Source organism: Pseudomonas syringae group sp. 247E2 (assembly GCF_032587795.1).
Lineage (GTDB): Bacteria > Pseudomonadota > Gammaproteobacteria > Pseudomonadales > Pseudomonadaceae > Aquipseudomonas > Aquipseudomonas amygdali.
In genome coordinates this window covers 127,974-140,460 of sequence record NZ_JAWHPK010000037.1, presented here as the reverse complement: position 1 = coordinate 140,460, position 12,487 = coordinate 127,974, and the positions used below count along the sequence as shown (strand labels likewise).

15 protein-coding genes are annotated in these 12,487 nt (G+C 58.0%); 7 read left to right on the top strand and 8 right to left on the bottom strand.

Translation table 11 applies throughout. The features are described 5' to 3' along the window. Positions 1-42: 42 nt before the first annotated feature. Positions 43-1,326 carry an FAD-binding oxidoreductase gene (locus RYC18_RS25450; protein ID WP_316887005.1) on the top strand — a complete coding sequence of 428 codons (1,284 nt, stop codon included), beginning with the start codon at positions 43-45 and terminating at the stop codon, positions 1,324-1,326. Between the two features lie 59 nt (positions 1,327-1,385). On the opposite strand, the gene RYC18_RS25445 is transcribed toward RYC18_RS25450, so the two are convergent. Further along, positions 1,386-2,081: a peptidase C39 family protein gene (locus RYC18_RS25445; RefSeq protein WP_029241015.1), complete on the bottom strand. Its 696-nt coding sequence runs from the start codon at positions 2,079-2,081 to the stop codon at positions 1,386-1,388. 219 nt (positions 2,082-2,300) lie between these two features. On the opposite strand from RYC18_RS25445, the gene RYC18_RS25440 reads away from it, so the two are divergent. Further along, positions 2,301-2,483 (top strand): hypothetical protein, encoded by a 183-nt coding sequence (locus RYC18_RS25440; protein WP_004658124.1) that lies wholly within the window; start codon positions 2,301-2,303, stop codon positions 2,481-2,483. 97 nt (positions 2,484-2,580) lie between these two features. Here RYC18_RS25440 and RYC18_RS25435 read toward each other — a convergent pair whose 3' ends face one another. Beyond that, positions 2,581-3,339, bottom strand: a complete 759-nt coding sequence (locus tag RYC18_RS25435) for a TerC family protein (protein ID WP_002553623.1) — start codon at positions 3,337-3,339, stop codon at positions 2,581-2,583. A gap of 43 nt (positions 3,340-3,382) precedes the next feature. After that, positions 3,383-3,619, bottom strand: coding sequence for a hypothetical protein (locus tag RYC18_RS25430; RefSeq protein WP_005777606.1), 237 nt, complete (start codon positions 3,617-3,619; stop codon positions 3,383-3,385). Between the two features lie 132 nt (positions 3,620-3,751). On the opposite strand from RYC18_RS25430, the gene nhaR reads away from it, so the two are divergent. Next, the gene (gene nhaR / locus RYC18_RS25425) at positions 3,752-4,654 is read left to right on the top strand and encodes a transcriptional activator NhaR (RefSeq protein ID WP_005777608.1); all 903 of its coding nucleotides are present in this window, start codon (positions 3,752-3,754) and stop codon (positions 4,652-4,654) included. On the opposite strand, the gene RYC18_RS25420 is transcribed toward nhaR, so the two are convergent. Together RYC18_RS25420 and RYC18_RS25415 are read right to left on the bottom strand one after the other, a co-directional pair. Further along, entirely contained in the window at positions 4,651-5,805 is a 1,155-nt protein-coding gene (locus tag RYC18_RS25420) for an MFS transporter (RefSeq protein WP_005777610.1), read from the bottom strand. The two genes, nhaR and RYC18_RS25420, sit on opposite strands and share 4 nt — an antisense overlap. Before the next feature lie 210 nt (positions 5,806-6,015). Then, positions 6,016-6,525: a DUF1993 family protein gene (locus tag RYC18_RS25415; protein WP_002553619.1), complete on the bottom strand. Its 510-nt coding sequence runs from the start codon at positions 6,523-6,525 to the stop codon at positions 6,016-6,018. A 154-nt stretch (positions 6,526-6,679) separates the two neighbouring features. On the opposite strand from RYC18_RS25415, the gene RYC18_RS25410 reads away from it, so the two are divergent. Beyond that, positions 6,680-7,342: a YceH family protein gene (locus tag RYC18_RS25410; protein WP_316887004.1), complete on the top strand. Its 663-nt coding sequence runs from the start codon at positions 6,680-6,682 to the stop codon at positions 7,340-7,342. A 40-nt stretch (positions 7,343-7,382) separates the two neighbouring features. Here RYC18_RS25410 and RYC18_RS25405 read toward each other — a convergent pair whose 3' ends face one another. Beyond that, on the bottom strand, positions 7,383-8,198 hold the full coding sequence (locus RYC18_RS25405; protein ID WP_316887003.1) for a shikimate 5-dehydrogenase: 816 nt from the start codon (positions 8,196-8,198) through the stop codon (positions 7,383-7,385). A 210-nt stretch (positions 8,199-8,408) separates the two neighbouring features. Here RYC18_RS25405 and RYC18_RS25400 point away from each other — a divergent pair, with 210 nt between their 5' ends. Both RYC18_RS25400 and RYC18_RS25395 read left to right on the top strand, forming a co-directional pair. Further along, a complete protein-coding gene (locus RYC18_RS25400; protein ID WP_002553616.1) occupies positions 8,409-8,765 on the top strand; it encodes a hypothetical protein in 357 nt (118 codons plus the stop codon). Positions 8,766-8,937: 172 nt separating this feature from the next. Next, positions 8,938-9,120, top strand: coding sequence for a hypothetical protein (locus RYC18_RS25395; RefSeq protein ID WP_054077342.1), 183 nt, complete (start codon positions 8,938-8,940; stop codon positions 9,118-9,120). A gap of 96 nt (positions 9,121-9,216) precedes the next feature. Here the strand turns inward: RYC18_RS25395 and RYC18_RS25390 are convergent, their stop codons facing one another. After that, the gene (locus RYC18_RS25390; RefSeq protein ID WP_005757910.1) at positions 9,217-9,777 is read right to left on the bottom strand and encodes a hypothetical protein; all 561 of its coding nucleotides are present in this window, start codon (positions 9,775-9,777) and stop codon (positions 9,217-9,219) included. Between the two features lie 267 nt (positions 9,778-10,044). Here RYC18_RS25390 and pbpG point away from each other — a divergent pair, with 267 nt between their 5' ends. Continuing rightward, positions 10,045-10,980 (top strand): D-alanyl-D-alanine endopeptidase, encoded by a 936-nt coding sequence (pbpG, locus tag RYC18_RS25385; RefSeq protein WP_002553614.1) that lies wholly within the window; start codon positions 10,045-10,047, stop codon positions 10,978-10,980. 71 nt (positions 10,981-11,051) lie between these two features. Here the strand turns inward: pbpG and RYC18_RS25380 are convergent, their stop codons facing one another. Further along, positions 11,052-12,482 carry an NAD-dependent succinate-semialdehyde dehydrogenase gene (locus RYC18_RS25380; protein WP_054077341.1) on the bottom strand — a complete coding sequence of 477 codons (1,431 nt, stop codon included), beginning with the start codon at positions 12,480-12,482 and terminating at the stop codon, positions 11,052-11,054. Positions 12,483-12,487 lie beyond the last annotated feature (5 nt).

Genomic DNA, 12,487 nt, shown 5'->3' with positions numbered 1-12,487 from the left:
TACGATCGCCACATCGTCAAGAATATTAAACGGAGTCTCAGGATGGCAAATACGCCCTATCCGCAGTCCTACTACGCCGCTTCAGCCAATGCCGCCCCGGAACGTCCAGCGTTGCAGGGTGAAGTCGAAACCGACGTGTGCGTCATCGGAGCTGGCTATACAGGCCTGTCGAGTGCGCTGTTCCTGCTGGAGAATGGATTCCGGGTCACGGTGCTGGAAGCGGCAAAAGTCGGCTTTGGCGCGTCGGGGCGTAATGGCGGGCAGATCGTCAATAGTTACAGCCGTGACATTGATGTGATCGAGCGAACCGTCGGGCCACGCCAGGCGCAGTTGCTGGGGCAGATGGCCTTTGAGGGCGCATCCATCATTCGTGATCGGGTTTCCCGCTACGATATCCAGTGCGACCTGAAGGATGGCGGTGTATTTGCAGCGCTGACCGGGAAGCAACTGGCGCATCTGGAAGCCCAGCAGCGACTGTGGGAGCGTTACGGCCACACCGGCCTTGAGCTGATGGACAAGCGCCGGATCAACGAAGTCGTTGCCTGTGATCAATATATCGGCGGGCTGCTGGACATGACCGGCGGCCATATTCACCCGCTCAATCTGGCGCTGGGTGAAGCGGCCGCGGTCGAGACCCTGGGCGGCACGATTTACGAGCAGTCGGCGGCCATTCGCATCGAGCGCGGTGCCAGCCCTGTGGTCCATACGGCGCAAGGCAAGGTCCGCGCGAAATTCATCATCGTGGCCGGCAACGCCTATCTGGGCAATCTGGTTCCGGAGCTGGCTGCCAAGTCGATGCCTTGTGGCACTCAAGTGATCACCACAGAGCCGCTGAGCGATGAACTGGCCAAAACACTTCTGCCGCAGGATTACTGCGTCGAGGATTGCAATTACCTGCTGGATTACTACCGCCTCAGCGCCGACAAGCGCCTGATCTTCGGCGGCGGCGTGGTCTACGGTGCCAGAGATCCCGCCAACATCGAATCCATTATCCGGCCGAAGATGCTCAAGGCGTTTCCACAGCTCAAGGATGTGAAGGTCGACTACGCATGGACCGGCAACTTTCTGCTGACCCTGTCTCGCCTGCCTCAGGTTGGCAGGCTTGGCGACAACATCTATTACTCGCAGGGTTGCAGCGGACACGGCGTGACTTATACGCATCTGGCGGGCAAGGTACTGGCCGAGGCCTTGCGCGGTCAGGCAGAGCGCTTTGATGCGTTCGCCGACCTGCCCCACTATCCTTTCCCTGGCGGGCAGATGCTGCGCACCCCGCTTACTGCGTTAGGCGCCTGGTATTACAGCCTGCGTGACAGGTTGGGTTTTTAAGTTCGCTGACAGTAAAACGGCACCTTATCGGTGCCGTTTTTGTTTGTGCCGCGTTTATTTCATTTAACGCCGCGTGCCAGCGTTCGTTTCGCCTCGCCCGCCGCCTGCTCCTGTCCGGACTTCGATAAAGCTTCAGCGGCCTGCAACCAGCGCTGCTGATCGACGTTGGCGGGCAGCTGCCGGGGCGACTGAACCAGCACCGCCCAACTGCCGGCCTCTTTCCACGCCGATGTGAAGCGGCTGAAACTCATTGAATAGCGACGATCCATGCCTGCATTCAACAACACCGTCTCCTTTACCCGGTTGTAACCAATCAACACGGCATAACGTGGGCTCTTCCACAGTGCAGAGCCCTGGGAAAAGCGCAGCATGACCGGATAGCCCGCCGACACTTGAGTCAGCAGGTCGTGTAATTGACCATCAAGCGGATAGACCATGAACCCGTATTCCCGCGCAACCTTCTGCATATTCTGTTCGAGCCGGTCTTCGGCACCTGGCAGTTGCAGCGGCTTGTCGAGCAAGCCGGGCGTGGTCTGCACCTGTTGGTTGGCCAGCATGCTTGCCAGCACCATTGGTCCGCTCTGGTAGGCGTTCCCACGGAAGAACGGCACCGATGTCAGTTCGACCCGGTCCGGAAGGCGTTTCATCTCGGGCGTGACCATTGAAGAACAGCCGACAAGACCCATGAGCAAGGCTAAAACCAGCCATGAACGTAATGCACCGGCAGTACCGGAATAGAAAGAGACCGACAAGATGTTCACTCGCTTCAACTGATGCCGGGCAACCCACGACCCGGCCTGGACACCGATCATAGAGCTCTGGGGGTTCAGGGTATAGTCAGGCACTGCGGCTCATCGGGCCGAATGGAGAAAATAGTTCATAGCCCTGCGCCACTGGTCAATTAACCGAAACATGCCCCGTACTAGACTGTCAGTTATCAGGACCGCAACAAAAGCAGGAATGTGGAGGCACTTATGAGCCTGGAACTGACAATCGTGATGCTGCTCGCTTCGTGGCTTGCTGTAGCCAGTGCAATGCTGTGGGGCGTAATGCGCATATCCCGTCGCCATCACCAGCCGCACAGTGCAGCGTCACCTGCGGCAAAACGGCCGAGCCTGGTAAAGGCTGTCAAAGTACCCGCTGCTGTGGCCAGCTGATAGTTCGTTGTGCCGCTCGAATAAAGTTGTCGGCAGTGGAAATGCAAAAAGGTCGACCCGGTTACCCGGGTCGACCTTTTTTCAGCCTGGCCTGCTATCAGTGCGCGGACACCTGAGCAGCAGCCTTTTTGCGTCTTGCTCTGCGTACCAGCATGTTCAGGCCTTCAATGGCTGCCGAGAAGGTCATGGCAGCGTAGATGTAGCCCTTGGGTACATGAGCGCCAAAGCCTTCGGCGATCAGCGTCATACCGATCATGATCAGGAAGCCCAGGGCCAGCATGACCACCGTCGGGTTATCGTTGATGAACTTCGCCAGCGGGTTAGCAGCAACAAGCATCACGACGACGGCAGTAATTACAGCAATGACCATAATCGGCAAGTGTTCGGTCATGCCCACGGCAGTGATGATACTGTCGATAGAGAACACCAGATCCAGCATCAGGATCTGCACGATGGCCGCGCTCATGCTCAATGCCACGACCGAACCCAGGGCTTTCTCTTCTTCGGTCTTGACGTCCATGCTGTGGTGAATTTCCGTCGTCGCTTTCCAGACCAGGAACAGGCCACCAGCGATCAGAATCATGTCCTTCCACGAGAACGCCTGGCCGAACACCTCGAATACCGGCTCTGTCAGTTGCACGATGTACGCCACGGTGCTGAGCAAGCCAAGGCGCATCACCAGCGCCATACCGATACCCAGTTTGCGGGCCTTTTCTCGTTGGTGCTCAGGGAGCTTGTTGGTGATGATCGAGATGAAGATCAGGTTATCGATACCCAATACGACTTCCATGACCACCAGTGTTGCCAGCGCGATCCAGGCTGCCGGACTTGTTGCGAGTTCCAATAGGTATTCCATAGATCACTGCCCTGCCTGAGCCAATATTAGTTGTAAGTCAGATTTATTTATCGGTCGTATTTTCGGTTTCAGCCGAGCTTTGTGGTGGCTGCTGCACCGAAAGTTCCTGTTTTGCCTCATCAATGGCCTTGGTTGCGACTTGATGGGTTTCGTCAATCGCCTTTTTTGCAGTGTCGGCCGCTGCATTCACCACATGCTTGGTGGATGACTCTATCTGATCGCATCCTGCCATTACCAGCAGCGAGCAGCCCAGCAGTGCAGCGTAAAGGGTTTTATTCATGGCTTCCTCGTTAAGCAAGGCTGGGCGGCGTGTTCAGCCCGGCGTTGGAAGCAGATTCTAGACATTTTGAAACATACGGAAAATTCGATTTTATAAGGCTTATACTTCGGTTTTACCGAATCGGCATAGATCATGCTCAATTACCGTCAGCTTCACTATTTCTGGGTAGTAGCCAAAACCGGCAGCATCGTGCGCGCCTGCGAGCAGTTGAATCTCACCGCGCAGACCGTCAGCGGGCAGATCAGCCTGCTGGAGGCATCACTGGGTGTCGATCTGTTCCAGCGCGTAGGCCGGCAACTGGAAATGACTGAAGCGGGTCGCCTGGCCCTGCCCTACGCCGAACAGATGTTTCAGTTGGGCAATGATCTGGAAAACCTGCTGCGCTCGCAGCCCGATGAACAGCAACTGCTGTTGCGCATCGGGGTAGCTGATGTGGTGCCCAAGTCCATCGTGTACCGGCTGATTGCCCCGACCATGAACCTCAGTGAGTCCATTCGCATCACCTGCCGGGAAGACAAACTGGAAAGGCTGCTTGCAGACCTGGCAATCCAGCGTCTGGACCTGGTGATCTCCGACAGCCCCATGCCGCAGTACCTGGATATCAAGGGCTACAGCCAGAAACTGGGAGAATGCGGGGTCAGCTTCTTTGCGACCCGTGAAGTGGCAGAACGTATCGGGAGTGGCTTTCCGCAGTGCATGCACGGTGCGCCGCTATTGATTCCAGGCCAGGAAACCGTCGTTCGCGGCAGGCTGATGCGCTGGTTTGCCGAACAGAGCATCCAGCCGCGTATCATCGGCGAGTTTGATGACAGCGCGTTGATGAAGGCGTTTGGCAAATCCGGCAGCGGTGTCTTTGTTGCGCCCAGCGTCATCGCCGATGAGGTGCAGAGCCAGTATGGCGTACAAGTGATAGGCCACACCGATGCGGTGACCGAATCATTCTACGCCATCACCGTGGAGCGCAAGGTCAAACACCCCGGCGTTGTCGCCATCGCCGAAAGCGCACGAAACCAGTTGTTTACCGACGCAGGTTAGGCGGCAAGCGGGCCGGGATCACGTCTGATCAGCAGCACTGCCAGCACAATCGCAAGAACGATAATGCCCGCGGCGGCGAAACCGACGTTACCCAGACCGAGATGATCAATGACCCTGCCGCCGATCATCGCACCGATGCCGATGCCAAGGTTTGCTCCGGCGATGTTCAGCGACGCAGCGAACGCAGGTGCTTGCGGTGCGGCCTTGATCAACCGGACATGACTGACCAGAAACAAGGCGGCCTGGGTGATACCCCATATTGCCAGCGCGACGGGCAAGGCGAACACCGAATGAATGCTCGGCACCACAGCGATCATGCCGACCACCATGAAGGCGCAGAATACCAGGCTGGCAATCAGCGGATGCCGGTCAACCATGCGCCCGCCCAGCGAGTTGCCGAGCAAGCCGACCGCGCCAAACCCCATCAGGCACCAGCCCACCAGGCTGCCGTCGAACCCGGCGAGACGCTCCAGCATGTCCGCCAAATAGGTGTAGGCGGTGAACATCCCGCTGAATACCAGTACCGACAGCAGCACATGCCCCTGCATCATCCGGCTGCGCAAAATGCCGAACTGGTTGAGGATCGACACCGGGTTTTTCTTCGCCGCCGTCCGTGGCAGATAGACCGCCAGCAACAGTGCCTTGGCAAATGCCAGGCCGGCGAGCACCAAAAACGCACTGCGCCAGCCGAAAGCATCGGAAATCAGGGTGCCTATGGGAATGCCGAACACAGTGGCGCAAACGATGCCGAAACCGATTCTGGCAATCGCCCGACCAGCGAACTGCGGCCCGACGATGTCCACGGCGGTCTCACTGGCCAGTGCCCAGAATACCGGCAGCCCCAACGCAGGAATCAGCCGCGCCAGCCCCATCACGGCAATATTGGGTGCCAGCGCTGCCAGTAGATTTGAAAAGCCGAACAGCACAAGGATGCTGATAAACAGACGCTTGCGCTCGAAACGCGAGAAGTAGGCAGTCAGAAAGGGACCGAAAGCTGCAACCGTGAATGCGAACAGGGTGACCAGCAGCCCCGCTTGCGAAACCGGGACATCCAGATCGCGGGCAACCGCAGGCAAAAGACCGACAATGACGAATTCTGTGGTCAGCACGGTAAAACCGGCGGCCGACAACAGAAGTATGGGCAACAACATGAATACTCCAGAACAACACTACAGCCCGAAAAACAGGGCTGACACCCCAACAACTCTCGTTGCCACGCTCCGCGTGGTAATGCATTTCGTGACGCTCTGCGTCAGCCAATGCATGCCAATGCGGAGCATTGGCACGATAGTCAGTTGGATTTGCGCATAACGGCGAGGGACGAGAACATCAGCGAGGCTTCAGCCCCGCACGTTTCAGAATCAGAACTTGCCCATGAAGTCGCGCTTGCCGATTTCAACGCCGTTATGGCGCAGCAGGTCGTAAGCGGTGGTGACGTGGAAGAAGAACTGCGGCAAGGCGTAGCTGAGCAGATAAGCCTGACCGTTCAGACGCTTTTCCTTTTCAGTGCCGGGGCGCAGGACGATTTCGATACCCTCCTTGCCGTCGACCTGTTCGGGCGTGATGCTGCCGATGAACGCAAGCGTCTTGGCAAGCAGTGCCTGCAGTTCGGCAAAGGTGGTTTCGGTGTCATCGTATTGCGGGATCTCGACACCTGCCAGGCGGGCCGAAGCACCCTTGGCAAAATCGACGGCAATCTGCACCTGACGGGTAAAAGGCAACATGTCCGGGAACAGACGCGCCTGCAGCAGCGCTGGCGGCTGGATTTTCTTCTCGGTCGCGTAGGCTTCGGCCTTGGTCAGAACATCGCTCAGCGCATTGAGCATTTGCTGAAAGACAGGAATGGAAGCGGCGTACAGGGAAATAGACATGACATATCCTGATTGAGAAAGGCGCAATTATAGACCCTCCTGATGGCAAACACCGTGACACTTTTCAGCGACCCCGCAGATCAGTGCAACAGACACTGGCAATAATGTGCGCCACGCCCTACGCTGATCCACCGCCATCACTCAGGGAAGCGTCATGTCCATTGAATCGTCCTCCTCCGAATCCTCCCCGAATGCCGACGCCCTGCACCTCAACAGCTCTGAAGTGCGTGTTCTGGGCTGCCTGATCGAGAAACAGGCGACCAACCCGGAAACCTACCCGCTGACCCTTAATGCACTGGTACTTGCCTGCAACCAGAAGACCAGTCGCGATCCGGTCATGAATCTGACTCCGGGCCAGGTCGGGCAGAGCCTGCGCGCTCTTGAGGGTCGAGGCCTGACGCGTCTGGTGATGGGCAGTCGCGCTGATCGCTGGGAGCACCGGGTCGACAAGGCCGTTGAGCTGGTCCCCGCGCAGGTGATACTGACCGGCCTGTTGCTGCTGCGCGGCCCGCAAACCGTCAGCGAACTGCTCACGCGCAGTCACCGTATGCAGGATTTCGAGGACAGCGAGCAACTCATCCATCAACTGGAACGGCTCATCGCCAGAGGCCTGGCGATGCTCGTACCCCGCCAGCCCGGTCAACGGGAAGATCGTTACATGCACCTGCTGGGCGACCCGGATGATCTGCAAGAGCTGCTTGCAGCCCGACAACACGCGCCTGAGCGTAATGCGGCAAACCCGGCTGCCAGCCAGCGTCTTGATGAGCTGGAAGCGCGCGTCGCTGCCCTTGAAGAGCGCCTTGCCAGACTGGAGTGATGCCCGGCGTTCCCCGTCCGGCCCGGCGCGCAGGCTAAGGCTATACAGCCCTGGCGAACGCCGCAGCCTGTTGATACTGCTCATCGGTCGGGCGAATGCCGGTATACAGCACAAACTGCTCCAATGCCTGGATCGCCGCGACTTCATCGCCGCTCACGACGCGCTTGCCCAGGCGACGTGCAGCCTGGATCAGCGGCGTTTCGGCAGGGGTAGCCACCACATCGAAAATCGTCTCGGCCGCATCGATGGCCTGCAAGTCAAACGACAACTCGTCAGCCTGGGCACCTTGCATGCCTAGCGGCGTGACGTTGACCAGCAAAGGTGGTCGCGCGCTTCCCAGCTCCGCCTGCCAGCGAAAGCCACACGCCTCGGCCAGGCGTCGACCGGCCTGCTCGTTGCGGGCCACGATCAGGCCATCGGTGAAACCCGCATCGCGCAACGCGAACGCAACCGCCTTGGCCATGCCCCCGCTGCCGCGCAGGGCAAAAGCGCTACGAGGGACGGCGTGGCTCTCCATGAGTTGCGCAACCGCGATGTAATCCGTGTTGAACGCCTTCAAATGCCCATCGGTGTTGACGATGGTATTGATCGACTGAATGGCGGCGGCGGAAGCATCAAGTTCGTCGACCAGTTCAATGCAGGCTTCCTTGAACGGCATCGAAACCCCACTGCCACGTATCCCCAGCGACCGAATGCCCGCCACGGCAGCGGCAAGATCATTGGGTGAGAAGGTCTTGTAATAGAAGTTAAGGCCCAACTGCTGATAAAGATGATTGTGGAAACGCACGCCAAAGTTGCCGGGACGGGCGGCCATGGACATGCACAACAATGTGTCTCTGTTTGCAGTAATGGGCATACGGGTTTCCTCCAGACGGTAATGGCTTGAATATTCGATAAAAGCGTATGCTACGCACCAGCGAACGCGAGGACACGCGCCGCACACCTTACATAAAATTTACTCAGCACTTTCGCAGATTCTTACAATTTCGATGTCATAGTGTTATCCCGTGGCAGTGCTTGAGAGTGATGCAGGCGCGCGACAACGGGTTGAGAGCGAGGAACAATCATGATTCGTCAAATCCCCAAGATCGCCTTGTTTGTAGGTGCCCTGGCCCTTGCTGGCCAGGCGAATGCTGACCGTGGCTGGGGTGGCCCTGCCGTGGTAGGTGCTATCGTAGGCGCTGCCGTTGTCGGGGCGGCGGTATCTTCAAGTCGCGATAGAACCGTGTACGTAGAGCGCGAGCCGGTTTATGTGCAACAACAGCCGGTCTACTACGCACCACCACCGGTCTATTATCAGCCGGCCCCGGTCTACCAGGTTGTCGAGCGCTACCCACCGCCTCCACCGCCAGGCTACTACCATCGCTACGGGCCACCACCAGGCCCGGGCTATTACTACGGCCCGCCACGCGGCCGCTGGTAACCGAACAAAAAACCCGCCTCTTCAGGCGGGTTTTTCATTGGTGTGCTCACACTATCGCCTGCCGATGCAATGTGCCCGACCCTCGTTGCTATCAATGACCACTATTGAGACTGTCGATTTCTACCTTTCCCGATCGGCCACTACAGTAGCGGCATGGATTGAGGAGGCAGTTATGACCAAGGTACACATCATGTCCGTCGTCGGCAGTGCAGTTCCAGCGCCGCTCAGAGAGCGAGGTCTGCTGGCCTGCTGGTACCTGATTCAGGATGGCGAGCCGGTCAGCGGCCCTCTGGCGTCTTTGCCTGTCGCCGAAGAGTTGTCGCGGCAAATGCAGTGCCACCCCCTCAACAGCTGATTTTTTCTGCGAACCTCGTGCGTTGCTCCGCACATCCCCTTGCCCGCCTCTTTGAAGGCGGGCTTTTTTTGAGCCAGGGAAAGCAGACGATCCGTCTCAGCCGCGCTCGGCCATAGCAGCATTGACCTGACAACGATGCGCCAGCTTCTGCAAGCGCTTTTCCAGTGCCATGAACACCACACGGTCGGTCCGACCACTGTCGAGTTCATCGATCAGGTCATTGGCAACCTGACGCAACTCGTGAGCCAGCACCACGCGATCATCGTTCAGGTCCTGTTTGTGAGACTCGAACAGGCGATGCAGGTAGTCCTGCAATGTGTATTTCAAGCTGTGCCGGTCAGTGGCGCGTAGGTGCGTCAGGTTGAGACTGATACGGCCCTGCAATTCGCTTAGCTCGCCACACAGATACTGCATGCGCCGTGCGTAGCCAACTTCGCGGTCACGTACCTGCTTGCGCGCCTGCTCCGCTTCCTGCTTGCGCTGAATGGCGGGTACAGCCACGGCAACCATCAAACCGACGATCAGGCCAATGGCCTGCATCCAGCCTGCCCAGTCACTGGGGCGTGATGTAAAGCCGACACCCAGCAGCAGGATGACAACCAGCGAAGCGATGATCACCAATACTGCGTAATCCTTGCTGACAAACCCCTTGAGCATTGCATGACTCCTTGAATCGGTGACCTGAATGGCATGGAATGCTAATCGGTGCAGGCCTTTCACACCACGACTATTCAATTGTGGTTCGGTTTTAAACAGGTTTGAGAGCAAAAAGCCACTTAACCGCAACTTAACGAAATCCCGTTTCCTGCATTTATTAATGAAACGCCCTACGACACCCATCGACACACCGCAAAGTCTGCTCATAAAATGCAGCGTTTTGACGCGATCCTTTCCATTACCACCTTTATCGAGTGAGCCTTGCTCTTGAAAATTCGTCTGTCTCTTCTGGGCCTATTATTTGTACTTACCGGCCCGGCGCTTTCCACTACCACGCTGGCAAACGAATCCGCTGTTCTGAATCGTGATCCTTCCAATCTGCACCTCGCCTCAGGCAGCGCAATGGTCATCGACCTGCAAACCGACAAGGTTCTGTACTCCAGTAACCCGGACGTGATTGTACCGATTGCCTCGGTCACCAAACTGATGACCGCGATGGTAGTCCTTGATGCCAAACAATCGATGGACGAAGTCATACCGGTCAATATCTCCCAGACCCCGGAAATGAAAGGTGTTTTCTCCCGGGTCAAACTCGGCAGTGAAATGAACCGCCGCGACATGTTGCTGATCACCCTGATGTCGTCGGAAAACCGCGCTGCGGCGAGCCTGGCGCACAGCTATCCCGGTGGTTATCCCGCGTTCATTCTGGCGATGAACGCCAAGGCCAAGGCACTGGGCATGAAACATACCGCCTATGTCGAACCTACCGGCCTGTCGGTTTACAACGTATCCACCGCACGCGACCTCACCAAGCTGGTAATGGCGGCACGCAAATACCCGATGCTCAGTGAACTGAGCACCACCGAGCAAAAGACGGTGACGTTCCGCAAACCGACCTACACCCTGGGTTTCAGCAATACCGACCACCTGGTGCGCAAGGACAACTGGGATATCAAACTGACCAAAACCGGCTTTACCAATCAGGCCGGCCACTGCCTTGTGCTGCTGACCAGCATGGCCAATCGTCCGGTTTCCGTGGTTATTCTGGATGCTTTCGGCAAGTACACCCACTTCGCTGACGCCAGCCGTATACGCAAGTGGATGGAAACCGGCCAGAGCGGCCCGGCACCTGAAGTTGCCCTGCAGTACAAGAAAGAAAAGAATCTGGTCATGAGACAGACCGGTATTCAAGCCAAAGACTGACGGGTACGTGCAACAAAAAAACGGTCGCGATGCTTGCACATCGCGACCGTTTTTATTTACCCGTTGCGCACTCAGTTGTACTGAGTGACCAGCTTGGTGTTCAGGTAAGCCTCAATGGCCTCGGTGCCGCCTTCGGAACCGTAACCGGAATCCTTGATCCCGCCGAACGGGACTTCGGGCAAGCCGATACCCTGATGGTTGATCGACAGCATGCCCGCCTCAATGTAAGTACTCAGCGCCTGAGCGGTCTTCATCGAGGTCGTGAACGCGTAGGACGCCAACCCGAACGGCACCCGGTTGGATTCGGTAATAGCCTCTTCAACCGTGTCGAACGGCACCAGCAGCGCAACCGGCCCGAAAGGTTCTTCGTTCATGATGCGCATTTGCGGTGTCAGGCCACTCAATACGGTTGGCTCGAAGAAATAGCCAGGCCCCTCGACAGCCTTGCCTCCGGCAGACAGGGTTGCACCGCCACGCACAGCGTCTTCGATCAGATCGACCAGCGCAGGAATACGTCGCTCGTTGGCTACCGGCCCCATCGTGGTGCCCGCCTCCAGACCGTTGCCGACCTTGATCTCGCGGGTCAGGCCCACAAATCTCTCGGTGAACGCATCCAGCACCTTGCGTTGCACCAGAATCCGCGTCGGCGATACGCAGACCTGTCCGGCATTGCGGAACTTCGCGGTGGCCAGCACGCGCGCAGCGAGGTCGATATCAGCGTCATCGAACACCAGCGCCGGCGCATGACCACCCAGCTCCATGGTTGCCCGCTTCATATGTTTTCCGGCGAGTGCAGCCAGTTGCTTGCCGACCGGTGTCGAACCGGTAAACGTGACCTTGCGAATCACCGGATGCGGGATCAGGTAGCCAGAGATTTCAGCCGGATCGCCGTAGACCAGACCAATCACGCCTGCCGGAACACCGGCATCGGCAAACGCCCGAATCAGCTCGGCAGGCGACGCCGGAGTTTCTTCCGGAGCCTTGACGATGATCGAGCACCCGGCTGCCAGTGCAGACGACAACTTGCGCACCACCTGATTGATCGGAAAATTCCATGGTGTGAACGCCGCAACAGGGCCGACCGGCTCCTTGACGACCTTCTGCTCAATGGCCACGCCACGCGAAGGCACGATACGGCCATAGCTGCGACGCCCTTCCTCGGCCAGCCAGTCGATGACATCAGCGGCAGAAAGGGTTTCCATCCGCGCCTCGGCCAAGGGCTTGCCCTGCTCCTGGGTCATGATCCGGGCAATGTTGTCGGCACGCTCGCGAATCAGGTTCGCGGCTTTCTGCATCAGCTTGTAGCGATCATAGGCCGAGGTGGCGCGCCAGGTGGCAAAGCCACGCTCGGCCGCCGCCAGGGCTTCGTCAAGGTCGGTGATACCGGCATGTGCCACACTGCCCAGCGACTGGCCGGTTGCAGGGTCTATGACCGGAATGGAACGGCCATCGCGGCTCGCGCGCCATTGGCCATCGATATAAAGCTGTACGTCTGGATACATGAAAA